21 protein-coding genes and 1 tRNA gene are annotated in these 22,804 nt (G+C 71.0%); 13 read left to right on the top strand and 9 right to left on the bottom strand.

The features are described from left to right. Positions 1–107: 107 nt before the first annotated feature. Complete coding sequence (locus ACFWN1_RS13025; protein ID WP_384360601.1) at positions 108–1,415, bottom strand: sensor histidine kinase; 1,308 nt, start codon at positions 1,413–1,415, stop codon at positions 108–110. A gap of 144 nt (positions 1,416–1,559) precedes the next feature. Here ACFWN1_RS13025 and ACFWN1_RS13030 point away from each other — a divergent pair, with 144 nt between their 5' ends. From ACFWN1_RS13030 to ACFWN1_RS13060, 7 genes are all read left to right on the top strand, one after another. Further along, positions 1,560–2,441, top strand: coding sequence for a hypothetical protein (locus ACFWN1_RS13030; protein ID WP_384360603.1), 882 nt, complete (start codon positions 1,560–1,562; stop codon positions 2,439–2,441). A gap of 11 nt (positions 2,442–2,452) precedes the next feature. Beyond that, a tRNA-Gln gene (locus ACFWN1_RS13035) sits at positions 2,453–2,526 on the top strand. A 130-nt stretch (positions 2,527–2,656) separates the two neighbouring features. Continuing rightward, the gene (gene glmU, locus ACFWN1_RS13040) at positions 2,657–4,105 is read left to right on the top strand and encodes a bifunctional UDP-N-acetylglucosamine diphosphorylase/glucosamine-1-phosphate N-acetyltransferase GlmU (RefSeq protein ID WP_384360605.1); all 1,449 of its coding nucleotides are present in this window, start codon (positions 2,657–2,659) and stop codon (positions 4,103–4,105) included. A 149-nt stretch (positions 4,106–4,254) separates the two neighbouring features. After that, complete coding sequence (locus ACFWN1_RS13045; RefSeq protein WP_384360607.1) at positions 4,255–5,235, top strand: ribose-phosphate diphosphokinase; 981 nt, start codon at positions 4,255–4,257, stop codon at positions 5,233–5,235. 210 nt (positions 5,236–5,445) lie between these two features. Further along, positions 5,446–6,051, top strand: coding sequence for a 50S ribosomal protein L25/general stress protein Ctc (locus tag ACFWN1_RS13050; RefSeq protein WP_384360608.1), 606 nt, complete (start codon positions 5,446–5,448; stop codon positions 6,049–6,051). Positions 6,052–6,134: 83 nt separating this feature from the next. Beyond that, positions 6,135–6,731 carry an aminoacyl-tRNA hydrolase gene (gene pth / locus ACFWN1_RS13055; protein ID WP_384360609.1) on the top strand — a complete coding sequence of 199 codons (597 nt, stop codon included), beginning with the start codon at positions 6,135–6,137 and terminating at the stop codon, positions 6,729–6,731. Between the two features lie 66 nt (positions 6,732–6,797). Beyond that, on the top strand, positions 6,798–7,295 hold the full coding sequence (locus ACFWN1_RS13060) for a hypothetical protein (protein WP_384360611.1): 498 nt from the start codon (positions 6,798–6,800) through the stop codon (positions 7,293–7,295). A gap of 62 nt (positions 7,296–7,357) precedes the next feature. Here ACFWN1_RS13060 and ppc read toward each other — a convergent pair whose 3' ends face one another. Continuing rightward, positions 7,358–10,102, bottom strand: coding sequence for a phosphoenolpyruvate carboxylase (ppc, locus tag ACFWN1_RS13065; protein ID WP_384360613.1), 2,745 nt, complete (start codon positions 10,100–10,102; stop codon positions 7,358–7,360). A gap of 302 nt (positions 10,103–10,404) precedes the next feature. Between ppc and ACFWN1_RS13070 the strand changes: the two genes are divergently transcribed. Both ACFWN1_RS13070 and ACFWN1_RS13075 read left to right on the top strand, forming a co-directional pair. Next, positions 10,405–11,403, top strand: coding sequence for an acyl-CoA desaturase (locus ACFWN1_RS13070; RefSeq protein ID WP_384360615.1), 999 nt, complete (start codon positions 10,405–10,407; stop codon positions 11,401–11,403). After that, positions 11,400–12,077, top strand: coding sequence for a TetR family transcriptional regulator (locus ACFWN1_RS13075; RefSeq protein WP_384360617.1), 678 nt, complete (start codon positions 11,400–11,402; stop codon positions 12,075–12,077). Before ACFWN1_RS13070 ends, ACFWN1_RS13075 begins: the two co-directional genes overlap by 4 nt. Here ACFWN1_RS13075 and ACFWN1_RS13080 read toward each other — a convergent pair. Further along, positions 12,074–12,868: a trans-aconitate 2-methyltransferase gene (locus ACFWN1_RS13080; RefSeq protein ID WP_384360619.1), complete on the bottom strand. Its 795-nt coding sequence runs from the start codon at positions 12,866–12,868 to the stop codon at positions 12,074–12,076. The two genes, ACFWN1_RS13075 and ACFWN1_RS13080, sit on opposite strands and share 4 nt — an antisense overlap. A 104-nt stretch (positions 12,869–12,972) precedes the next feature. On the opposite strand from ACFWN1_RS13080, the gene ACFWN1_RS13085 reads away from it, so the two are divergent. Continuing rightward, positions 12,973–13,470, top strand: a complete 498-nt coding sequence (locus tag ACFWN1_RS13085; RefSeq protein WP_384360621.1) for a MarR family winged helix-turn-helix transcriptional regulator — start codon at positions 12,973–12,975, stop codon at positions 13,468–13,470. Here the strand turns inward: ACFWN1_RS13085 and ACFWN1_RS13090 are convergent. Further along, positions 13,429–14,196, bottom strand: a complete 768-nt coding sequence (locus ACFWN1_RS13090; protein ID WP_384360623.1) for a LuxR C-terminal-related transcriptional regulator — start codon at positions 14,194–14,196, stop codon at positions 13,429–13,431. The genes ACFWN1_RS13085 and ACFWN1_RS13090 overlap by 42 nt on opposite strands. A 221-nt stretch (positions 14,197–14,417) precedes the next feature. On the opposite strand from ACFWN1_RS13090, the gene ACFWN1_RS13095 reads away from it, so the two are divergent. After that, positions 14,418–14,873, top strand: a complete 456-nt coding sequence (locus tag ACFWN1_RS13095; RefSeq protein WP_384360625.1) for a GNAT family N-acetyltransferase — start codon at positions 14,418–14,420, stop codon at positions 14,871–14,873. Positions 14,874–14,880: 7 nt separating this feature from the next. Here the strand turns inward: ACFWN1_RS13095 and galK are convergent, their stop codons facing one another. From galK to galT, 3 genes are read right to left on the bottom strand one after another with little or no spacing between them, the layout of a single operon-like run. Then, positions 14,881–16,044, bottom strand: a complete 1,164-nt coding sequence (galK, locus tag ACFWN1_RS13100; RefSeq protein ID WP_384360627.1) for a galactokinase — start codon at positions 16,042–16,044, stop codon at positions 14,881–14,883. Then, on the bottom strand, positions 16,045–17,013 hold the full coding sequence (galE, locus tag ACFWN1_RS13105; protein ID WP_384360629.1) for a UDP-glucose 4-epimerase GalE: 969 nt from the start codon (positions 17,011–17,013) through the stop codon (positions 16,045–16,047). Beyond that, on the bottom strand, positions 17,010–18,110 hold the full coding sequence (galT, locus tag ACFWN1_RS13110) for a galactose-1-phosphate uridylyltransferase (protein ID WP_384360631.1): 1,101 nt from the start codon (positions 18,108–18,110) through the stop codon (positions 17,010–17,012). The genes galE and galT overlap by 4 nt, the downstream gene beginning before the upstream one ends. A gap of 170 nt (positions 18,111–18,280) precedes the next feature. On the opposite strand from galT, the gene ACFWN1_RS13115 reads away from it, so the two are divergent. Both ACFWN1_RS13115 and ACFWN1_RS13120 read left to right on the top strand, forming a co-directional pair. Beyond that, positions 18,281–19,993: a sodium:solute symporter family protein gene (locus ACFWN1_RS13115; RefSeq protein WP_384360632.1), complete on the top strand. Its 1,713-nt coding sequence runs from the start codon at positions 18,281–18,283 to the stop codon at positions 19,991–19,993. Positions 19,994–20,014: 21 nt separating this feature from the next. Further along, a complete protein-coding gene (locus tag ACFWN1_RS13120; RefSeq protein ID WP_384360634.1) occupies positions 20,015–20,368 on the top strand; it encodes a hypothetical protein in 354 nt (117 codons plus the stop codon). A 36-nt stretch (positions 20,369–20,404) separates the two neighbouring features. Here ACFWN1_RS13120 and ACFWN1_RS13125 read toward each other — a convergent pair whose 3' ends face one another. Beyond that, positions 20,405–21,097, bottom strand: coding sequence for a LuxR C-terminal-related transcriptional regulator (locus ACFWN1_RS13125; RefSeq protein ID WP_384360636.1), 693 nt, complete (start codon positions 21,095–21,097; stop codon positions 20,405–20,407). Between the two features lie 72 nt (positions 21,098–21,169). Then, complete coding sequence (locus ACFWN1_RS13130; protein WP_384360638.1) at positions 21,170–22,783, bottom strand: PQQ-binding-like beta-propeller repeat protein; 1,614 nt, start codon at positions 22,781–22,783, stop codon at positions 21,170–21,172. Between the last annotated feature and the right edge of the window lie 21 nt (positions 22,784–22,804).

Genomic DNA, 22,804 nt, shown 5'->3' on the forward strand with positions numbered 1-22,804 from the left:
CGTCGCAATCCACACCGAACCGGAAGGCCCTCACCCGTTCAAGACCCCTGAACCGAGACCTGACTCACCCGTCCACAACCTCCCGGGTCAGTACACCTAGGCGTGCCCTAGGCGGCCGGAATCACCGCCGACACCCGGAAACCCCCCGCGTCCGTCGGACCCGACACGAACACGCCCCCCAGCGACACGACCCGCTCCCGCATGCCCACCAGACCATTGCCACCCGACGGCAACCCCGCCGACGCCGACCCCGGCTCCGGCGGCGAATCGTTCTCCACCTGCATGGCGATCTCCGCCGACCGATGGGCGAGCCGCACATACGTCTTCGCACCCGCCGCATGCTTGTGGACGTTCGTCAACGCCTCCTGCACCACCCGGTACGCCGTCTGCTCCACCTCCGCCGGATACGACCGCAGCTCACCCTCCACCGACAGCGCCACCACCATCCCGGCCGCCGCCGACTGCCCCACCAGCTCATCCAGCTCCGACAACCACGGCCCGTCCACCACGACCAACTCGACCGCCGCCTTCGACGCCGCCTCCGCCACGGCAGCCCCCACCGCCGCCAACGGCACCGGCACCGGGTCCGGCCGCACACCGCCCGACCGCAGCACCCCGAGCATCTCCCGCAACTCGGTCAGCGCCTGCCGGCCCATGTCCCCCACCAGCGCCGCGTTCCGCACCGCCTTCTCCGGGTCCTTGCGCGCCACCGCCTGCAACGCCGCCGCGTGCACCACCATCAGACTCACCCGGTGCGCCACCACGTCATGCATCTCCCGCGCGATCCGCGTGCGCTCCTCGTTCCGCGCCCACTCCGCACGCTCCTCCGCCCGCTCCGCGAGCAGCTGCAGCTCCCGCTCCAGACTGTCCGCCCGCTCCCGCAGGCTCTCCATCAGCCGGCGCCGCGCACCCACGTACAGCCCGAGCAGCAGCGGAGGCGCCGTCACGCCCAGCGAGGTGGCCACCGCCGCGAACGGCACGAACCAGTCGCCCAGCGTCAGGTCCCCGCGCGCCATGCCCTGGCGCACCCGCACGAACGTCACGATCATCGTGCCCACCAGCGACATTCCCGCCAGCGCCACGATCACCCGGCGCGGCAGCTCGCACGCCGCCAGCGTGTACAGGCCGACGACGCCCATCAGGAGGCCCATCTCGGCGGGCGTCACCGCGACCGCCACCAGTACCACCGCGACCGGCCATTTCCGGCGCACCAGCAGCACCGAGCCCGTCAGCACGCCGAACACCACGCCGAACCACAGCGGCACGCCGGCGTCCCGCGCGAACGGGACGCCCTCCGCGCCGCACTCCACCGCGGACGCCAGCGCGAGGCCGACGTCCAGCACCGCACCGCGCCTTCTCTCCCACCACCACGGGCCGGTCGGCGCCCTGGTGTGGTCTTCCCCCGTCGTGGTCATGCCCTCCAGCCTACGGGCGCCCGGGGCGGCTTTTCCGGTGACTTTCGCCTACCCGTCCGGGCCCGAACCCGGCGGGATCACTCGAACTGCTGAACTCCACCGTTCGAACCCCGGAAGCTGATATTCCGCCCGGACGATATTCAAATGGCACATTCACCAGGCAGAACCAGCAAGTACGCGGACTTCGAGCACCTACGCGAACAGGCGGTCGCCCTCCGCCGTCAGGGCCTGAGCCTCCGCCAGCTCCGCGACCACCTGAAGATCTACAACAACGACCTCCTCAACCGCCTCGTCCAGGGCGAACCACCCCCCACCTGGACAAAACGCCCCAACGCCAAGGACGACCTCCGGGAGCAGGCCAGAGAACTCCGCCGCCAGGGCCACACCTACGACCAGATCGAAGCGGCCCTCGGCTGCTCACGCAGCTCGGTCTCCCTCTGGGTCAGGGACCTGCCGAAGCCGGAGCGGAAGCGGACACCGGAAGAGGCGGCGGCCATCGCCAGAAAGGGCTGGGAGGAGAAGCTCCGCATCCGCGACGAGGAGCGCCGACGGACCAAGGAAGAGGCGAAGCGGTCGGTCGGCGCCCTGTCGGAGCGTGAACTCTTCCTCGTCGGCGTCGGGCTCTACTGGGCCGAGGGGACGAAGGACAAGCCCTACGACCGCCGCGAGAACGTCACGTTCGTCAACAGCGACCCCGGCATGATCACGACCTTCCTGGCCTGGCTCGACCTGTTGGGAGTGGACCGCGAACGACTGCGTTTCACGGTGATGATCCACGAGACCGCGGACGTGCCCGGTGCCGAGCAGTACTGGTCCGAGTTGGTCGAGGCGGACCGCTCCGCCTTCCACAAGACTTCCCTCAAGAAGCACAACCCGAAGACCGTCCGGCGGAACACGGGTGACGCCTACCGGGGTTGCCTCGTGATCAAAGTCCTGAAAAGCGCAGACTTGTACCGTCGCATCGAGGGCGCCTGGTACGGCATAGTGGAGGCCACGCGCGAAGCCGATCAATCAAATCGGACATAGCGCACCAACCATCCCGGATCGTCTAAAGGCAGGACAAACGGTTTTGGTCCGTTGAATGAGGGTTCGAATCCTTCTCCGGGAGCCACAGCGCACACATTTGCAAGTTTCGGGTCCTGACCGGCAACCCCGGCGGGACCCGCTCTCATGTCCGCCGAAAACCACCCCGGTATTCTGCCGCCAGTCACCACCTCTTCCCAGAGCCGAAAGGCAACCCCGTGAGCGCCATTCGCCCGGCAGCCGTCATCGTTCTCGCAGCGGGTGAGGGCACCCGTATGAAGTCGGCCACACCGAAGGTCCTGCACCGGATCTGCGGCCGTTCCCTGGTCGGTCATGTGCTGGCCGCCTCCCGTGAGCTGGACCCCGCCGAGCTGGTGGTCGTCGTCGGCCACGCCCGTGAGCAGGTCGGCGCGCACCTCGCCGAGATCGACCCCCAGGTCCGTACGGCCGTGCAGGAGCGGCAGAACGGCACCGGGCACGCGGTGCGGATGGCGCTGGAGGAGCTGGGCGGCCCGGTGGACGGCACCGTCGTGGTGGTCTGCGGCGACACCCCCCTGCTGACGGCGGACACCCTGGCCGCCCTCACCGGCACGCACCGGTCCGACGGCAACGCGGTGACCGTGCTGACCGCCGAGGTCCCGGACGCCACCGGTTACGGCCGGATCGTGCGGGACGGCGCGAGCGGCGCGGTGACCGCGATCGTGGAGCACAAGGACGCGAGCGACGAGCAGCGGGCGATCGTCGAGATCAACAGCGGTGTGTTCGCGTTCGACGGCCGGCTGCTGGCGGACGCGCTGAAGCAGGTGCGCACGGACAACAGTCAGGGCGAGGAGTACCTGACCGATGTGCTGGGCATCCTGCGGGCGGCCGGGCACCGGGTGGGCGCGTCGGTGGCGGGTGACCACCGGGAGATCGCCGGGATCAACAACCGGGTGCAGCTCTCGGAGGCCCGCCGGACGCTCAACGACCGTCTGCTGACGGCAGCGATGCTGGAAGGCGTGACCGTGGTGGACCCGGCGACGACGTGGGTGGACGTGACGGTCGGCTTCGAGCGGGACGTGCTGGTGCACCCGGGTACGCAGCTCACCGGTGCCACGCGGATCGCGGAGGGCGCGGAGGTGGGCCCGAACAGCCGCCTGCACGACACGACCGTGGGCGCGGGCGCGCGGGTGGACAACACGGTGGCGGACGGCGCGGTGGTCGGCGAGGGCGCGACGGTGGGTCCGTACGCGTATCTGCGGCCCGGTACGCGGCTGGGAGTGAGGGCGAAGATCGGTACGTACGTGGAGACGAAGAACGCGTCGATCGGTGAGGGGACGAAGGTTCCGCATCTGTCGTACGTGGGGGACGCGACGATCGGTGACTTCACCAACATCGGTGCGGCGAGCGTGTTCGTGAACTACGACGGTGAGAGCAAGCACCACACCACGGTGGGGTCGCACTGCAAGACCGGTTCGGACAACATGTTTGTGGCTCCTGTCACGGTCGGGGACGGCGCGTACACCGGTGCGGGGTCCGTGATCACGAAGGATGTGCCGCCCGGTTCGCTGGCCGTGGCCCGTGGCCAGCAGCGGAATATCGAGGGCTGGGTGGCTCGTAAGCGTCCTGGGAGCGCGGCGGCGAAGGCGGCGGAGGCGGCGTCCCGGCCGGGCGGGGACGAGGGCTGAGGGCAGGCTCGTCGGAAACGGCCGCGTCGGCGACGGCGTACCGTGATAAGTGCACAACCGCACCCCTACCAGCCGATTCGGTCCTCTCGTGCCCCGTCGGGAGGTCGCTTGGCCGGCGGCTGGCTGAGAACCTCTGAGGAGACAGTGCTGTGACCGGGATCAAGACGACCGGCAAGAAGAAGATGATGTTCTTCTCCGGCCGCGCCCACCCCGAACTTGCCGAGGAGGTCGCTCACAGGCTCGGTGTGGGGGTCGTACCGACGAAGGCGTTCGACTTCGCCAATGGTGAGATCTATGTGCGTTATCAGGAGTCGGCGCGCGGCGCGGACTGTTTCCTGATCCAGAGCCACACGGCGCCGATCAATAAGTGGATCATGGAGCAGTTGATCATGATCGACGCGTTGAAGCGGGCGTCGGCCCGTTCGATCACGGTGATCGTGCCGTTCTACGGGTACGCCCGGCAGGACAAGAAGCACCGGGGCCGTGAGCCGATCTCGGCGCGGCTGATCGCGGACCTGATGAAGACGGCGGGTGCGGACCGCATCCTGACCGTGGACCTGCACACGGACCAGATCCAGGGCTTCTTCGACGGTCCGGTGGACCACCTGTTCGCGCTGCCGCTGCTGGCGGACTACGTGGGCGCGAAGGTGGACCGGTCGAAGCTGACCGTCGTCTCGCCGGACGCGGGCCGGGTGCGGGTCGCCGACCGCTGGTGCGACCGCCTGGGCGCGCCGCTGGCGATCGTGCACAAGCGCCGGGACAAGGACGTGGCGAACCAGGTCACGGTGCACGAGGTCGTGGGTGATGTCGAGGGCCGCATCTGTGTGCTGGTCGACGACATGATCGACACGGGTGGCACGATCTGCGCCGCGGCGGACGCGCTGTTCGCGCACGGTGCCGAGGACGTCATCGTGACGGCGACGCACGGTGTGCTGTCGGGTCCGGCGGCGGACCGGCTGAAGAACTCGCGGGTGAGCGAGTTCGTGTTCACCGACACGCTGCCGACGCCGGGTGAGCTGGCGGCGGACCTGGACAAGATCACGGTGCTGTCGATCGCCGGGACGATCGCGAGCGCGGTGCGTGAGGTGTTCGAGGACGGCTCGGTGACGAGCCTCTTCGACGAGCAGTGAGGTTTCCGCGGCCGGCCCGCTGAGCCGGCGGCGGAAGATCCTTTTGGGCGCGGCCCCCTTGCTGAGTAGACTGCGACAGTTGCTCGGCGAGGGAGGCCGCGCTCGTGTTTTCACGGGTGCCGGTTGTCCGTTATCGACGCGCTCTTCGTAGCAGGCCGTTCGTGGCCGGGTGACCACGTCCGCATCTACCTGTACGAGGAGTTGATCCCCATGTCCGAGGTCAAGCTCGCCGCCGAGTCCCGCACCGAGTTCGGCAAGGGTGCCGCCCGCCGCATCCGCCGTGACAGCAAGGTTCCCGGTGTGCTCTACGGCCACGGTTCCGACCCGCTGCACATCACCCTGCCGGGCCACGAGCTGCTGTTGGCGCTGCGTACGCCGAACGTCCTGCTCGCCCTGGACATCGACGGCAAGACCAGCGAGCTGGCGATCCCGAAGGCCGTGCAGCGCGACCCGCTGAAGGGCTTCCTGGAGCACGTCGACCTGCTGCTGGTCAAGCGTGGCGAGAAGGTCACCGTCGAGATCCCGGTCGTCGCCGAGGGCGAGCTGGCGCCGGGCGGCAACCTGCTGGAGCACGTGCTGAACGCGCTGCCGGTCGAGGCCGAGGCCACCCACATCCCCGAGTCGGTGACGGTCTCCGTCGAGGGCCTGGAGGCCGGTGCCTCCGTCCTCGCCAAGGACATCGAGCTGCCCGAGGGTGTCTCCCTGGCCGTCGAGGACGACGCCGTCGTCCTGCAGGTGCTGGCCGCCCAGGTCGAGGAGCCGGCCGAGGACGAGGCCGCCGAAGGCGCCGAGGGCGAAGAGTCCGCCGAGGTCTGAGCCGCACCGGCTTGAATCATCTGTCAGCCGTCGTCCCCGTGCTCCGGGGGCGGCGGCTGGCGCGTATCGAGGAGAGTGGCTCGTTGAGTACCCCCGCAAACGCCCCCTGGCTGGTGGTCGGGCTCGGTAATCCGGGGCCGGAGTACGCGATGAACCGGCACAACGTCGGTTTCATGGCGGTGGATCTGCTCGCGGAGCGGATCGGCGGGAAGTTCAAGCGTGCGGGCAAGGCGCAGGCGCAGGTGCTGGAGGGCCGGACCGGTCCGGTGGGTCCGGCGGGCCGGCGGGTGATCCTGGCGAAGCCGCTGTCGTACATGAACCTGTCGGGCGGCCCGGTGAACGCGCTGCGGGACTTCTACAAGGTGCCGCTCTCGCAGGTGGTGGCGGTCCATGACGAGCTGGACATCGACTACGGGGCGCTGCGGCTGAAGCTGGGCGGCGGTGACAACGGGCACAACGGGCTGAAGTCGATGACGAAGGCGATGGGCGCCGACTATCACCGGGTGCGGTTCGGGATCGGCCGGCCGCCGGGGCGGATGCAGGTGGCGGACTTCGTGCTGAAGGACTTCGCGTCGGCGGAGCGCAAGGAGCTGGGCTACTTCGTGGACCGGGCGGCGGACGCGGTGGAGTGCCTGGTCGTGGAAGGGCTGGAGAGGGCTCAGTCGGCGTACAACTCGTAGGGGCGGGGGGCCGGGCCGAGCCTCGGTACGCGCCGCCCGAGTTGACCTGGCGTGGGGGTATGGCCAATGATCCCGGCCATGCCTGCCTCCACCAGTTCCGCGCGCCCCGGCTCCGCCGTGCGATGGGGGCGGATCGTGGTCATGGGCGCGTTCGCCGCGCTGATCGTGTTCGCCGGGGTGTGGGGGTCGTGGGGCGCCGCACAGCACGCGATGCTCCCCAAGGGCCGCGAGCGCGGCACGCTGACGGTGACGGACTGTCTGCCGGAGCGCTGCGAGGGCACGTTCGAGCCGTTGTCGCCGGGCGCCGAGCGGCGCTCGTCCGTCCGGATCGAGCGGTCGGTGGCGGTGCGCGAGGACCACAGCTACGACGTCGTCCTCGAACCCGGTACGGATGTCGCCGTGCGCGCGGGTGTTGCCGGCGTCCTGCTTGCCTGGCTGCCGCTGGGCGGGGCGCTGCTGCTGGCCTCGGTGGTGGTCGCGGGCGGGATGCGGATGCCCCGCCTCGCCTGGGTGCTGGGGGGAGCGGGCGCGGCCCTGCTGACGGCGGCCTTCGTACTCTCCTGACCGTACGGCGGTGCCCCCGGAGCCGGGAGGGGTTCCGGGGGCACCGGTGTACGCGCGTGCGGTCAGCCGGTGTTGCGCAGGCCGGCGGCGACGCCGTTCACGGTGAGGAGCAGGGCGCGGCCGAGGGTGGGGTCGGGTTCCTCGTCGGCGGCGGCCGCGTCGCGCTGGCGCTTGAGCAGGGCGACCTGGAGGTAGGAGATCGGGTCAAGGTAGGCGTCGCGGATGCTGAGGGTCTGCCGCAACTCGGGCTGTGCGTCGAGGAGTTCGTTCCCACCGGTGATGCGCAGCACCTCGGCGACGGTCAGCTCGTGCTCGGCGCGGATGGTGTCGAAGACGTGCTTGAGCGCGTCGGGGACGAGGGTGTCGACGTAGTGCTGGGCGATACGCAGGTCGGTCTTGGCGAGGGTCATCTCGACGTTGGAGATGAAGTTCCGGAAGAAGTGCCACTGTTCGTGCATCTCGCCGAGCACGGTGTCCCCTTCCTGCCGCGGGCCGGCCTCGCGCAGTGCCCTCAGGCCGGAGCCGACGCCGAACCAGCCGGGAACGATCTGCCGGGACTGGGTCCAGCCGAACACCCAGGGGATGGCGCGCAGGCCGTCGAGCGAGACCCCCGAGCCGGGGCGGCGGGAGGGCCGCGAGCCCAGGTGCAGTTCGGCGAGCTGGTCGACCGGTGTGGAGGCGAGGAAGTACGTCGGCAGGTCGGGGTCCTCGACGAGCCGGCGGTAGGCGGTGTGGGCGGCTTCGGAGACTACGTCCATGGCCGCGTCCCAGCGGGCGAGGGACGCGTCGGACTGGCGGGGGGCGGTGTGCAGGGCGGACGCCTGGAGGGTGGCGGCGACCGTCAGCTCCAGGTTCTCCCGGGCGAGGGAGGGGATCAGGTACTTGTCGGAGATGACCTCGCCCTGCTCGGTCACCTTGATCTCGCCCTCCAGGGTGCCCCAGGGCTGGGCGAGGATCGCGTCGTGCGAGGGGCCGCCGCCGCGGCCGACGGTGCCGCCGCGGCCGTGGAAGAGGCGCAGCCGTACGCCGTAGCGGTGGGCGACGTCGCGCAGCCGGCGCTGGGCGCGGTGGATCTCCCACTGGCTGGTGGTGATGCCGCCGAACTTGGAGGAGTCGGAGTAGCCGAGCATGACCTCCTGGACGTCCCCGCGCAGCGCGACCAGACGCCGGTAGGAGGGGTCGGAGAGCATGTCCTCCAGGATGGTGTCGGCGGCCTTCAGCTCGTCGGTGGTCTCCAGCAGCGGCACGATGCCGATCCTGGCCCAGCCGGCGTGCAGGTCGAGCAGTCCGGCCTCGCGGGCGAGCACGGTCGCGGCGAACACGTCGTCGGCGCCCCGGCACATGGAGATGATGTACGACTCGACGACCTCGGGTCCGAAGACCTCAAGGGCCCGGCGGATCGTCTGGAAGACACCGAGGGTCTTCTCGGCGGCCGCGTCGACGGGGGCCGGGCTCGGGGCGAGCGGGCGGCGGGAGCGCAGTTCCTTGGCGAGCAGCTTGGCGCGGTACTCGCGGGGCATGTCGGCGTAGCGCCAGGACTCCTCGCCGAGCCGGTCGAAGAGCTGGCCGAGGGCGTGGTGGTGGGCGTCGGCGTGCTCGCGGACGTCCATGGTGGCGAGCTGGAGGCCGAAGGCGGCCAGGGTGCGGATGACGCGGTCGATGCGGCCGTCGGCGAACAGGGCGCCGCGGTGCTCGCGCAGGGAGGTCTGGATGATCCGCAGGTCGGCGAGGAGTTCGGCGGTGCCGAGGTAGTCCCGGCCGTCCTCGTGCGGGGTGTTGCGGGCCAGCCGCTGCTTGGTGTTCTCCAGCTTCTGCCGGATCGCGGTGGCCTTGAGCCGGTAGGGCTCCTCGGCGTTGAGCCGCTTGTAGCGGGGGCTGATCTCCGGCAGGCGCTCCAGGTCGGCGTCCAGGGAGTCCAGGAGTTCCTGGGTGGCGCCGGCGTAGCGGATGGAGTTGGAGAGCAGGCCGCGGAGCTGGTCGATCATCTCCAGCGCGTCGTTGATGCCGTGCTCGTGCTGGAGGATCAGCACGTCCCAGGTGACCTGGGGGGTGACGTTGGGGTTGCCGTCGCGGTCGCCGCCGATCCAGGTGCCGAAGGTCAGCGGGCGGGTGTCGGGCGGCAGGGTGACACCGACCCGCTCCAGCTCGGCGGTGAGGTCCTCCAGGACGTCGCCGACGGCGTCGGCGTGCAGCTCGTCCAGGTAGTAGATGGCGTTGCGGGCCTCGTCGGCGGGCTCGGGGCGGACCACGCGCAGTTCGTCGGTCTGCCAGACGAGGTCGATGTTCTCGGCGAGCCGGACATCGTGCCGGCGGCGGTCGGAGTCGAGGACGGGGGTGTCCAGGAGTTCCGCGACCCGGCGCAGCTTGTTGAGGACCGAGCGGCGGGCGGCCTCGGTGGGGTGGGCGGTGAACACCGGGCGCACGTTCAGATTGCGCACCGTCTGGCGCAGGTGCTCGGGGTCGGCGTCCTTGAGCCGGTCGGCGGTGCGGGCGAGCAGACCGCCCTCGGCGGCGCGGCGGGAGCGCAGCTCGCGGCCTCGGTGCACCTGCTCGGTGACGTTGGCGAGGTGGAAGTAGGTGGAGAAGGCACGTACCAGCTTGGCGGCGGTCTCCAGCTCGGTGCCGCGCAGCAGCTCGGCCGCGGCCTCGCCGTCCTCGCGGGTGAGACGGCGGACCTTCTCGACCAGTTCCAGCAGCTCGGGGCCCTCCTGGCGGACGAGGGTCTCGCCCAGGAGGTCGCCCAGGCGCCGGATGTCGGCGCGCAGCGCTTGGCCGTTCGCGGTGGTCTGGTCGTCGACACTGCTCACAGGTGCGGCTCCTTGCGGTGTTGAAGCTCATCCGGGAGGGAACCCGGACACCCATCCATCACGCGGCGAAAAGCCGCATACCGGCCGGAACGTCCGGGAAGTAAACAGAGCGGACCGCGCTGTCCGACCGCCTCCAAGGATAGGTGTCCCGGCGGACGCGCAGGGTCCCGGGCTCTTGCCGCCGATCTGACCGCTGACATACTTACGACGCCGTAGGTTACGGAGAAGTAGGGAAGTACCGTCCGTTCCACAGCCGTCCGGCATCGTCTCGACCCCCGCCCTCGACCCCACAGGGGACGCGCATGACCTCCCGTAGTTCCGATGTGATCGACGAAGTCCCCAGCGAGGGCGCCACCGCCACGCTGGGCGGCGAGCAGAAGCGTTCGATCGAGCAGATCGCGCTGCTCGCGTTCATCGTCGTGCCGTTCCTGGCCCTGCTGGCGGCGGTGCCGCTGGTGTGGGGCTGGGGGGTGAGCTGGCTCGATCTGGGCCTGCTGGTGTTCTTCTACTTCCTCGGCTGCCACGGCATCACGATCGGCTTCCACCGCTACTTCACCCATGGCTCCTTCAAGGCGAAGCGGCCGCTCAGGATCGCGCTGGCGATCATGGGGTCGATGGCGGTGGAGGGGCCGCTGGTGCGCTGGGTGGCCGACCACCGCAGGCACCACAAGTTCTCCGACGCCGAGGGCGACCCGCACTCGCCGTGGCGGTTCGGGGACACGCTCCCCGCGCTGCTGAAGGGCCTGTGGTGGGCCCACATCGCCTGGATGTTCGACGAGGAGCAGACCCCGCAGGAGAAGTACGCGCCGGACCTGGTCAAGGACCCGGACATGCGGGCGGTCTCCCGGCAGTTCCCCCTGTGGACGGCCGTCTCGCTGCTGCTGCCCCCGCTGATCGGCGGGCTGGCGACGATGTCCTGGTGGGGCGCCTTCACCGGGTTCTTCTGGGGCTCACTGGTCCGGGTGGCCCTGCTGCACCACGTGACGTGGTCGATCAACTCGATCTGCCACGCGGTGGGCAAACGCCCCTTCAAGTCGCGCGACCGCTCGGGCAACGTGTGGTGGCTGGCGGTGATGTCCTGCGGCGAGTCCTGGCACAACCTGCACCACGCCGACCCGACCTCCGCGCGGCACGGTGTGGAGCGCGGGCAGATCGACTCATCGGCCCGGATCATCCGCTGGTTCGAGAAGCTCGGCTGGGCCTATGACGTGCGCTGGCCGTCACGCTCGCGCATCGACGCGCGCCGCGCGGACGGCGGCGGCCCCTCCCGGCGCGGGAAGCCCGCCGCGAAGGCGGCATGATTGACGCCGTGGCCACCGACTCCAGCAGCACCTCCAGCAACGACAAGACGCGACGGACCCGCCGGACCCGGATGACCGGTGCGGAGCGCCGCCAGCAGTTGCTGGAGATCGGCCGGACCCTGTTCGCGGCGAAGGGCTTCGAGGGCACGTCGGTGGAGGAGATCGCGGCGAAGGCCGGGGTCTCCAAACCGGTGGTGTACGAGCACTTCGGCGGCAAGGAGGGGCTGTACGCGGTCGTGGTGGACCGGGAGATGCGCTGCCTGCTGGACATGGTCACCGGCTCCCTCACCGCCGGCCACCCCCGTGAGCTGTGCGAGCAGGCAGCGTTCGCGCTGCTGGACTACATCGAGGAGTACACGGACGGTTTCCGCATCCTGGTCCGGGACTCTCCCATCCCGCAGTCGACGGGCTCCTTCGCGTCGCTGATCTCGGACATCGCCACCCAGGTGGAGGACATCCTGGGCCGCGAGTTCAAGAACCGCGGCTTCGACTCCAAGCTGGCCCCGCTCTACGCCCAGGCCCTGGTCGGCATGGTCGCCCTGACCGGCCAGTGGTGGCTGGACGTCCGCCGCCCCAAGAAGGCCGAGGTCGCCGCCCACCTGGTCAACCTCGCCTGGCACGGCCTGGACGGCCTGGAACAGAAGCCCCGCCTGATAGGCCACCGCAAGAGCTAGGCCCGCTTCACCGCGACCGCGAACAGGCGCCGGAAGGGCAGGACCGTGCCGTAGGGGGCCGTCAGGTACGCCTCGCGGAGCAGGGCGCGGTACTCGGCGACGAAGGCGTCCCGGGCCTCCGGGTCACCGGCGAGGGCGGTCAGTGCGGGGCGGAGCCCGGTGCCCTTGACCCAGTCCAGGACCGGGTCCTCACCCGGCAGCACATGCTGGTACGTGGTCCGCCAGACGTCGGTGGCGCAGCCGAGGCGGGCCAGGCGGTCCAGGTAGACGCCGGGGGCGTGGACGGAGTCGGGGGCGCGCAGGGCGCCGGCCAGGCGGGGTGCCCAGCGGGGCGTGGCGGCGAGTTCGCGCATCAGGGCGTGCAGCGGGGCGTCGGTGTTGTCCGGCACCTGGAAGGCGAAGGCGCCGCCCGGCTTCAGCGCGGCGATCCAGTCCGCGAACCGGTCGAGATGGCCCGGCACCCAGTGGAGGGTGGCGTTGGAGAGGATCAGGTCGTGCGGGACCTCGGGCGTCCAGGTGCGGGCGTCGGCGGGGGCGAAGTCCAGCGCGGGCTGCTCGGCGCGGGCGCGCTCCAGCATCTCGGGCGAGTTGTCGTAGCCGGTGAGGTGCGCGCCGGGCCAGTGTCCGGCGAGCAGCGCGGTGGCGTTGCCGGGGCCGCAGCCGAGGTCGGCGATCCGGGGCCGCTCGGACGGCAGGCCGGGGACGCGGGCCAGCAGGTCCACGAACGGGCGCAGCCGGTGGCCGGAGTGACGGAGGTACTGGGCGGGGTCCCAGGAGGGCGTCGTCGTCATGTGTCCCACCCTCCCGGAGCGATAATCTCGATGTCAAGATACTTAATACCGAGAGACTTCACATCAAGAGACTTCATGTCGACACAACCACTACACTGATCTCCATGGAGGACGAGGTCGATCGGCTGGTCGCAGCATGGCGCCGGGAGCGCCCGGACCTCGACGTGGAACCACTGGAAGTGCTGAGCCGGGTGAGCAGGCTGGCCCGGCACCTGGACCGCGCACGCCGGCTCGCCTTCGCCGAGCACCAGCTGGAGCCCTGGGAGTTCGACGTGCTGACCGCGCTGCGCCGCGCCGGCACCCCGTACCAGCTCTCCCCCGGACAGTTGCTCACCCAGACGCTGGTCACCTCGGGCACGATGACCAACCGGATCGACCGGCTGACCAAGAAGGGTCTGGTGGAGCGGCTGCCCGACCCGAGCGACCGGCGCGGTGTGCTGGTGCGGCTGACCGTCACCGGCCGGGACCGCGCCGACGAGGCGCTGGCGGGTCTGCTGGCCCAGGAGCGGGCCATCCTCGGCGAGCTGTCCCGCACGCAGCGCGGTGAACTCGCCGGGCTGCTACGCCAGTTGACCGCCCCGTTCGACAACGTCCCCGGTTAGGTCGACCGGCCCCACCCCGGCCCGCCGGGCCAGTGCCACGGCGGCCAGCGTGGAGTGCACACCGAGCTTGCCCAGCACGTTCTGCATATGGGTGCGCACGGTGTGCGGGGAGAGGAAGAGCCGCTCCGCGACCGCCTTGCGGCCGAGCCCGGCGACCATGCAGCGCAGCACCTCCCGCTCGCGCGGGGTCAGTGACTGCACCAGCCGCTCGCTCTCGCTGCGGTGCTTGCGCGCCGCCGTCAGCTCCTTGAGCACGCCGGTGAGCAGCGCGGCCGGCAGATGCGTCTCGTCCCGCAGCACGCCCCGGATCACGGTGAGCAGCCGGGACAGCGAGCAGTCCTTGGCGACCCAGCCCGAGGCGCCCGCCTGGAGCGCGAGTGCGGCCCGGTGCGCGTCGTCCCTCTCGGCCAGGACCACCGTGCGCACCCCGGCCTGGGCCGAGCGCACCCCGGCGACCAGTGAGATCCCGTCGACCAGGCCCTCCGCGTCGCCCGCCTGCACGGGCACGGCCGCCCGCCCGCCGGGCAGCGCCCGGCCGAGGTCGGCGTCGACCAGCAGCACGTCGTAGCGGCGGCCGTCGGTGGCGGCGCGCTCCAGGCAGCGCAGCGCGGCCGGGCCGCTGCCCGCCGCGGACACGTCCACATCGGGCTCGGCGGCCAGCGCCGCCGCCAGCGACTCGGCGAAGATGCGATGGTCGTCCACGACCAGCACTCGGATACGAACCACGAAACCCCCAATCCCCAGGCTCCGCGCGGAGCAGGGGTCACCCCAGGTCCGGCGATGACGCGGCGGCCGCCGTCGCGGAAAGTGCTACCCCCGCCGCGGTCGCCGTACCCGCGCGTCCCGCTCCCTGATCGCGCACCGGCCCCCACCGGTACCGCTTCTCAGCGTACGGGCGCCCCTGGCCGGGGACAGCCGATTGACGGAAGTGACCGGCCGTCGCGCTTATGGTGTGCCGCATGTTTCGGATCGAGACGGAAGTGGACAAGGACCGACGGGATCTGCTGCGCGCCAGGCTGCGGGAGAGCAACACGGCGGCCTCCCCGGTGCTGGCCGCGCTGCGCGGTACGCCGGGTGAACGGCATGTTCCGCTGCATGTGTGGGCGCTGGACGCGGCGGGCGCGCTCGCCGGGGGGCTGGTCGGGCACACCTGGGCCGGCTGGCTGCACGTCACCTGTCTGTGGGTGGACGACCGCCACCGGGGCGTGGGGATGGGTGCCCGGCTGCTGCGGGAGGCCGAGCGGACGGCGCACGCCGACCGGGGCTGTGCGCGGGCCCGGGTGGAGACGTGGGACTTCCAGGCCCCGCACTTCTACCGCGCCCAGGGCTATGACGTGGTGGCCGTGATCCCCGACTACCCGCCGGGGATCACGGAGTTCACCCTGACCAAGCGGCTCCGCTGACGCGGGCTCAGCCCAGGCGGCGGGCGCCCGGCGAGGGCACCGCCTCGAACACGCGCGGGGCGGTGTACCCGGCCGCCGCGAACGCCTCCTCGACCGCCTTGGTGAGCGTGTCCACGGCGGAGGCCTCGACCAGCGCGATCGCCGAGCCGCCGAAGCCGCCGCCGGTCATCCGGGCGCCGAGCGCGCCGGCGGTCAGCGCGGTGTCGACCACGAGGTCCAGCTCCGGGCAGGAGATCCGGAAGTCGTCGCGCAGCGAGGCGTGGCCCTCGGTGAGGACCGGCCCGATGGCCCGGACGTCGCCCGAGGTCAGCAGCTCCACCACCCGCTCGACGCGCCGGTTCTCGGTGACGACGTGCCGCACCAGCCGGCGCACCTCGGCCCCGTCCTCTTCGTCGCCGAGCCGCTCCAGCGCCGCGTCCAGCCCGTCGTACGGCACGTCACGCAGCGCGTCGACGCCGAGCAGGGCGGCGCCCTTCTCGCAGCCGGCCCGGCGCTTGCCGTACTCGCCGCCGCTGTGGGCGTGCTTGACCTGGGTGTCGACCACCAGCAGGCGCAGACCCTCGGCGGCCAGGTCGAACGGGATCTGCCGCTGGGACAGGTCGCGGGTGTCGAGGAAGAGCGCGTGGCCCTCCTCGCAGCAGGCCGAGGCGGTCTGGTCCATGATGCCGGTGGGCGCGCCGACGTAGACGTTCTCCGCGCGCTGGCAGAGCCGGGCCAGCTTCCAGCGGGGCAGGTCCAGGCCGAAGAGGTCGTCCAGCGCGAGCGCGACGACGACCTCAAGGGCGGCCGAGGACGACAGGCCGGCGCCGGTCGGCACGGTGGAGGCGAGGTGCACGTCGGCGCCGGTGACCGGATGCCCGGCCTCGCGCAGCGCCCACACCACGCCCGCCGGGTACGCAGTCCAGTCCTCGTCGGTGCCCGGGGCGAGGGCCTCCAGGTCGAACTCGGCCACCTCGCCCCCGATGTCGGCCGAGTGCAGCCGCAGCCGGCCGTCGGTGCGGCGGGAGACGGCCGCGACGGCCTGGTGCGGCAGTGCGAACGGCATGACGAAGCCGTCGTTGTAGTCGGTGTGCTCGCCGATCAGGTTGACCCGGCCCGGCGCAGCCCACACCCCTTCCGGTTCGGCTCCGTACAGCTCGGTGAAGCGTTCCCGGACCTGCTGTGCGCCCACTCAGTTCTCCTTGTGCGTGCGCCGGGTGAACTCCCAGGCGTCGGCGACGATCCCGGCGAGGTCCGCGCGGGACGGGTTCCAGCCGAGCGCCGAACGCGCGGTGCCGGCGGAGGCGACCAGGACGGCCGGGTCGCCCGCGCGGCGCGGGGCGACGACCTCGGGGACGGGGTGGCCGGTGACCTGGCGTACGGTCTCGATGACCTCGCGGACGGAGAACCCGTTGCCGTTGCCGAGGTTGCAGATGAGGTGCTCGCCGGGCCGGGCGGCGTCGAGCGCCAGCAGGTGGGCGTCGGCCAGGTCGGCGACGTGGATGTAGTCCCGTACGCAGGTGCCGTCCGGGGTCGGGTAGTCGTCGCCGAAGACCGAGATGGCCTCGCGGCGGCCCTGGGCGACCTGGAGCACGAGCGGGATGAGGTGGGACTCGGGGTCGTGGCGCTCGCCGTGTGCACCGTAGGCGCCGGCGACGTTGAAGTAGCGCAGGGAGACCGCGCCGAGGCCGTGGGCGTGCGCCTCGCTGGTGATCATGTGGTCGACGGCCAGCTTGGAGGCGCCGTAGGGGTTGGTGGGCCGGGTCGGGGCGGACTCCGGGATCGGGGACTCCTCCGGCTCGCCGTAGGTGGCGGCGGTGGAGGAGAAGACCAGGCGGCGCACGCCCGCCTCGCGCATCGCGGCGAGCAGGGCCATGCTGCCGCCGACGTTGTTCTCCCAGTACTTCTCCGGCTTCACCACCGACTCGCCGACCTGGGAGAAGGCGGCGAAGTGCAGCACGGCGTCGTAGGAGGGGTCGAGCCACTTGCCGGCGTCACGGATGTCGCCCTCGATGAACCCGGCGCCGGCGGGCACGCCGGCGCGGAAGCCGGTGGAGAGGTTGTCGAGGACGGTGACCTCGTGTCCCGCCTCCAGCAGATGCTGGGCGACGACACTGCCGACATACCCGGCGCCGCCGGTGACCAGATACTTGCCGCTCATGAACTCGCTACCTCCCGCAGTCGTTCGGCCGCGCGCTCCGGGGGGACATCGTTGATGAAGACGCCCATTCCCGACTCGGAGCCCGCGAGAAACTTCAGCTTGCCAGAAGTGCGGCGGATGGTGAAAAGCTCCAGGTGCAGCGCGAAATCGTCCCGGGTGACCCCGTCGAAGCCGGTGAGTTCCCCGAAGGGAGCCTGGTGCCAGGCCGCGATGTACGGGGTGGGCGCCTCGGCCTCGCCGCCCCCCTCGCCCGCCGGACCCTCGCCCGCCGGCCGCCCGAAGATCCGGTCGAAGCGCCGCAGCAGCTCCAGGTAGACCCGGGGGAACTCCGCGCGCGCGTCCTCGTCGAGGGCGAGCAGGTCGGGCACCCGGCGCCTGGGGTAGAGGTGCACCTCGTAGGGCCAGTGCGCGGCGAAGGGGACGAAGGCGGCCCAGTGTTCGCTCTCCAGGACCACCCGGTCCCCCGCGAGTTCCCGCTCAAGGACGGCGTCGAAGAGGTTCTCCCCGCCCGTCTCGGCCTTGTGGCCCGCGAGCGAGCCGAGCATCAGCGCGGTGCGGGGGGTGATGAACGGGTAGGCGTAGATCTGGCCGTGGGGATGACCGAGCGTCACCCCGATCTCGGCGCCCCGGTTCTCGAAACAGAACACCTGCTTCACGGAGGGCAGATGCGACAGTTCGGCGGTGCGGTCGGTCCACGCCTCCAGCACCAGCCGGGCCTGCTCGTCGGTGAGGGAGGCGAAGGACGCGTCGTGGTCGGAGGTGAAGCAGACGACCTCGCAGCGGCCGGAGTCACCGGCGAGGGAGGGGAAACGGTTCTCGAAGACGACCACGTCGTAGGCGGAGTCGGGGATCTCGCTGAGCCGGCCGTCCCGGCTCGGGCAGAGCGGGCACTCGTCGGCCGGGGGGTGGTAGGTGCGCCCCTGCCGGTGGGAGGCGACGGCCACCGAGTCGCCGAGCAGCGGGTCCCGGCGGATCTCGGAGGCGGTGACCGTGGGGTCCAGTGGCCGCCGGTCCACGGCGTCGCGGACCGTGTCGTCCCGCAGGTCGTAGTAGACCAGCTCACGCCCGTCGGCCAGCCGGGTCGAGGTCTTCTTCACGCCGTGCTCCTTGCTCTCACTCAACACAATCAAACATAACAGACCACAATTCGACAAGAGGTTCCCGATCACAATCGAACAAAGAACCCCAACAGGACTGTTCAAACAATGAACGCCGCGGCGTAAGTTCCGCTCTGGATCGATCCGTTCGCGCAACGAAGCGAGTTCTCATGCAGATCCCCCCAACCGCACCCGCGCCCCTGGCGGCGGGCCCCAGCTATCTGGCGTCGGAGCTACGGCTCCCCACCAACTGGCTCGACTACACGATCCTGGCCATCTACTTCGTCGTGGTCCTCGGCATCGGCTTCGCGGCTCGCCGCTCGGTGAAGACCAGCCTGGACTTCTTCCTCTCCGGGCGCTCGCTGCCCGCCTGGATCACCGGCCTCGCCTTCATCTCGGCGAACCTGGCGGCCACCGAGATCCTGGGCATGGCGGCCAACAGCGCCCAGTACGGCGCGTACACCGTGCACTGGTACTGGATCGGCGCCATCCCGGCCATGGTCTTCCTGGGCCTCGTGATGATGCCGTTCTACTACGGCAGCAAGGTCCGCTCGGTCCCCGAGTTCCTGCTGCTGCGCTTCGACAAGGCGGCCCACCTGCTCAGTTCGATCCTGTTCGCCTTCGCCGCCATCCTGATCGCGGGCGTCAACCTCTATGCCCTGGCGATCGTGGTGGAGGCCCTGCTCGGCTGGCCGCAGTGGGTGGCCATCGTGGTCGCGGGCGCCTTCGTGCTCGGCTACATCACGCTGGGCGGTCTCTCCTCCGCGATCTACAACGAGGTGCTCCAGTTCTTCGTGATCCTGGCCGCCCTCATCCCGATCACCATCCTCGGCCTGAAGAAGGCCGGCGGCTGGGACGGCCTGACCCACAAGCTGGACGCGGCCCACGGCGCCAACTTCACCACCGCCTGGGGCGGCACCGGCATCGGCAGCGCCAACCCGCTGGGCGCGAACTGGCTGACCATCGTGCTCGGTCTCGGCTTCGTGCTGTCCTTCGGCTACTGGACGACCAACTTCGCCGAGGTGCAGCGCGCGCTGTCCGCGAGGAACCTCTCCGCCTCCCGGCGCACCCCGCTGATCGCGGCCTACCCGAAGATCTTCATAGTCTTCCTGGTGATGATCCCCGGCCTGGTCGCCGCCGCCCTGGTCCCGAAGATCGGCCAGCCCGGCTCCGGGCTCCAGTACAACGACGCGATCCCCTACCTGATGCAGGAGCTGCTGCCCAACGGCGTGCTCGGCATCGCGGTCACCGGTCTGCTCGCCGCCTTCATGGCGGGCATGGCGGCCAACGTGTCGTCCTTCAACACGGTGTTCACCACCGACATCTGGGCCCGCTACGTCAAGCCGGACCAGGAGGACGCCTACTACGTACGCTTCGGCCGCTGGATCACCGTGATCGGTGTGGCCGCGTCGGTCGGCACGGCGTTCCTGGCGTCGTCGTTCTCGAACATCATGAGCTACCTCCAGACGCTGTTCTCCTTCTTCAACGTCCCGATGTTCGTGGTCTTCATCGTCGGCATGTTCTGGAAGCGCGCCTCGGCCAGGTCCGGCTTCTGGGGTCTGCTCGCCGGTACCGCGACCGCGATGGTCAACTACTTCGTGTTCTACAAGGAGGGCATCATCTCGATCCCCTCCGACCAGGGCGCCAACTTCGTCTCCGCCATCGCGGGCTTCGTGGCCGGCGCGGTCGTGATGGTCGCGGTGTCGCTGTTTACCAAGCCCAAGCCGGCCGAGGAACTCCAGGGCCTGGTCTACGGCACCAAGTCGCCGGGCATGTCCGAGGCAGCCGCCGAGGGCGACGACGCCTGGTACCGCAAGCCCGCCCTGCTCGGCTGGGGCGCGGTCGTCCTGGCCGCCGCCTGCTACATCCCGTTCTCGTTCTGATCGCGGGAGGATGAGGAAACCATGACCGACGAATCCCCCCGCCCCGAGCACGCCGGTTCCGAGCACGGCGCGACCGAGCCAGGCGTCCACCGCGAGGTCACCGAGCTGGAGGGCCGGTCCGCCACCGCCGCCCGCATCTTCGACCTGCGGCGCATCATCGGCGGCCTCTTCGTGCTGTACGGCGTCATCGTCACGATCACCGGCCTCACCGACTCCCAGGCCGCGATCGACAAGGCCGAGGGCGTCAACATCAACCTGTGGACCGGCATCGGCATGCTGATCCTCGGGGTGTTCTTCCTGGCCTGGCTGAAGCTGCGCCCGACCCCGCCGCCGCTGCCCGCCGAGGACGCGGGCGACGAGGAGCCCGCGCACTAGCCTCACGCGCGACGACGACGGAGCCGGAGCTGTGGACTACAGCTCCGGCTCCGTCATGTGCGGGGCCGCGCCGGCGCGGTCCAGCAGACCGGTGCGGGCCGCGAGGGCGGCCGCCTCCAGCCGGGAGCCGACGCCCAGCTTCATCAGGACCCGCTGCACATGGGTGCGGGCGGTGCTGGGCGCTATGCCCATGCCCGCCGCGATCAGCCGGGTGTCCTCCCCGTCGGCGACCCGCACCAGCACCTCCACCTCACGCGGGGTGAGCAGCCTCAGCAGCCGCTGGCCCTCGTCGTCGGGCTGGACGGCCGGGTTGAGCAGTTCGGCGAAGGCGCCCTGCAACAGCTGAGGGGCCACGGCCGCCTCACCGGCCCTGGCCTTCATGATGGCCCGCTCGACACCCTCTATGCGCTCGTCGTGCCGTACGTACCCGGCGGCGCCCGCCGCGAAGGCGGCCGCGATGCCGCGCGGGGAGGGCACCGGACCGAGGACCAGCACGGCCACCTGCGGGCGCTCCCGCCTGATCCGCGCCACCGGGTCGAACGCGCCCGGCTCGGCGGGCGCGGCCGTGCCCAGCAGGCACACCTCGGGGGCGCGCGATATCACCAGCTCGGCCGCGCCCGCGGCCGGCGCCGCCGCCGCGAGCACCCGGTGCCCGCGCAGCTTCAGCGCCGACGCCAACGCCTCCGCCAGCAGGCGGTGGTCGTCGACGACCATGAGCCGCACTCCCATAGAGCAACCCCCCAGTCCCCCTCCGATGTCCGGGAAGTTACACGCTCGGGGCGCCTGCCGTGCGGGCTTCGGTCAGTCGCGGGTACCGAAGGCCACGATCAGGTTTTTCGCGCCGCCGGCACCGAGGGGCTTGGACACGCTCACCTGCGACATGAAGAGCCTGCCGCGCGCGAAGCGGTAGTTGGCGTACTCCACCCCCATGCCGGCCGACAGGTCGTGACTGGCCTGGTCGCCGGGGATGTCCAGCAGTGTCGTGGCCCTGAAGTCCGCGCCGTCGATGCTGACGAGCCGGCCGTTCTGGCCGTACACCACGTTCGTCCAGGCGAGCAGGTTGCCGCCGTCCATGCGAAGCGGGTAGAACGTGCGGCCCTTGCCGGCCGGGGCGCGCTTGCCGGTCTGCTTGCCGGTGGTGAGGTCGAAGGCGACGATCTCGTTGGTGCTGCCGGGCCTGCCGGTGTCCTGGTGTTCCTTGGTCGCCAGGTACAGCCTGCCCTCACCGGCGACGATTCCCCGGCAGTCCTCGACGTGTTCGATGGTGTCGCACCGGCCGAGATAGGCGTCGCGCGGTACGGGGATGCGGGCCAGGAGCTTGCCGGTCCGGCCGTCGACGGAGAAGAAGTCCGAGATGCCGCTGCCGCCGCCCGCGGCCTTGCCGGCGTCGGCGCCGATCACCAGCGGGTCGGTGGAGACGATGCCCGCGTACGTGATGCCGGCGCCCAGCCTGTACTCGGAGAGCACCTTCCCCGAAGTGGGTTCGAGGGTCTGGACGCTGAGGGTCTCGTTGTCGAACTCGCCGCACTTGCGCAGCGCGACGAGCCTGCTGCCACCGCCGTACCCGGTGTCCTTGCAGGAGTCGCCGGGCTTGGGCTGCCACAGGACCTTGCCGGTCGCGATGTCGTAGGCGACGCCGCCCTGGAGACCGCCCGCCGCGACGGTGTTCCCGGCGACCGTGATGTTCCCGTACGTCGTGGCGAAGTCGCCCGTGCCGATCGCCCTGGTCCACAGCCGGGTGCCCTTGACCAGGTCGAGCGCGGCGATCTGGCTGCAGCGGGCGATCCTGGTCCTGCTGGGCGTGGCGGGCCGGAAGACGATGGCGGTACGACCGTCGGCGGTGACATGCTCGCTGGCCGCGCAGACCGGGCCCGGGAGCTTGATCGTCCAGCGCTTCGCGCCGTCGTCCGGGTCGTAACCGACGACCTCGGAGACGCCGGTGCCGGCGTAGACCGTGTCGGTCAGCCAGGCGCCGTCGGTGGTGACGACGTCGTCCCCGACGTCGGGTACCGGGACCTTGAACAGGAGGCGGGCGACAGGGTCGTCCGGCGCCTTCTCCCTGCCCGGGGTCACGGTGGCGGTGCCGTTCTTGCCGCCGGAGGCCGCCGTGCCACCCCCGTCCCCGGAGGAGTGGGCGTACCAGACACCGGAGCCGATGATCAGCCCGATGGCGACGACGGCCGCGAGGACGATCAGGGCGATGGTGCGGTTCTGCCCGGCCCGGGTGTCGCCGCCCGCCACGGCCGTGGGCGGCTGGGCGGGGTGGCCGTGACCGGGCTGCTGGGGGTACGGGGGCAGCGGGGCGCCGGGGTAGCCGTAGCCGGGCTGCGGCTGCGGCGGGGGTGCCTGCGGGTACCCGTAGGGGGGCTGCGGATCGCCCGGCGGGGTCGGCGGCGCGGGCGGCTGGTCGGTCATCGCGGGTTACCTCGAAGCGGC

The organism is Streptomyces sp. NPDC058459, from assembly GCF_042721685.1.
Classification (GTDB): domain Bacteria; phylum Actinomycetota; class Actinomycetes; order Streptomycetales; family Streptomycetaceae; genus Streptomyces.

Coding starts and splice junctions, on each gene's coding strand:
- ACFWN1_RS13025 (WP_384360601.1), bottom strand. CDS start 1,415: ATGACCACGACGGGGGAAGACCACACCAGGGCGCCGACCGGCCCGTGG.
- ACFWN1_RS13030 (WP_384360603.1), top strand. CDS start 1,560: ATGGCACATTCACCAGGCAGAACCAGCAAGTACGCGGACTTCGAGCAC.
- ACFWN1_RS13050 (WP_384360608.1), top strand. CDS start 5,446: ATGTCCGAGGTCAAGCTCGCCGCCGAGTCCCGCACCGAGTTCGGCAAG.
- ACFWN1_RS13060 (WP_384360611.1), top strand. CDS start 6,798: ATGATCCCGGCCATGCCTGCCTCCACCAGTTCCGCGCGCCCCGGCTCC.
- ACFWN1_RS13070 (WP_384360615.1), top strand. CDS start 10,405: ATGACCTCCCGTAGTTCCGATGTGATCGACGAAGTCCCCAGCGAGGGC.
- ACFWN1_RS13075 (WP_384360617.1), top strand. CDS start 11,400: ATGATTGACGCCGTGGCCACCGACTCCAGCAGCACCTCCAGCAACGAC.
- ACFWN1_RS13080 (WP_384360619.1), bottom strand. CDS start 12,868: ATGACGACGACGCCCTCCTGGGACCCCGCCCAGTACCTCCGTCACTCC.
- ACFWN1_RS13085 (WP_384360621.1), top strand. CDS start 12,973: ATGGAGGACGAGGTCGATCGGCTGGTCGCAGCATGGCGCCGGGAGCGC.
- ACFWN1_RS13095 (WP_384360625.1), top strand. CDS start 14,418: ATGGTGTGCCGCATGTTTCGGATCGAGACGGAAGTGGACAAGGACCGA.
- galE (WP_384360629.1), bottom strand. CDS start 17,013: ATGAGCGGCAAGTATCTGGTCACCGGCGGCGCCGGGTATGTCGGCAGT.
- ACFWN1_RS13115 (WP_384360632.1), top strand. CDS start 18,281: ATGCAGATCCCCCCAACCGCACCCGCGCCCCTGGCGGCGGGCCCCAGC.
- ACFWN1_RS13120 (WP_384360634.1), top strand. CDS start 20,015: ATGACCGACGAATCCCCCCGCCCCGAGCACGCCGGTTCCGAGCACGGC.
- ACFWN1_RS13125 (WP_384360636.1), bottom strand. CDS start 21,097: ATGGGAGTGCGGCTCATGGTCGTCGACGACCACCGCCTGCTGGCGGAG.
- ACFWN1_RS13130 (WP_384360638.1), bottom strand. CDS start 22,783: ATGACCGACCAGCCGCCCGCGCCGCCGACCCCGCCGGGCGATCCGCAG.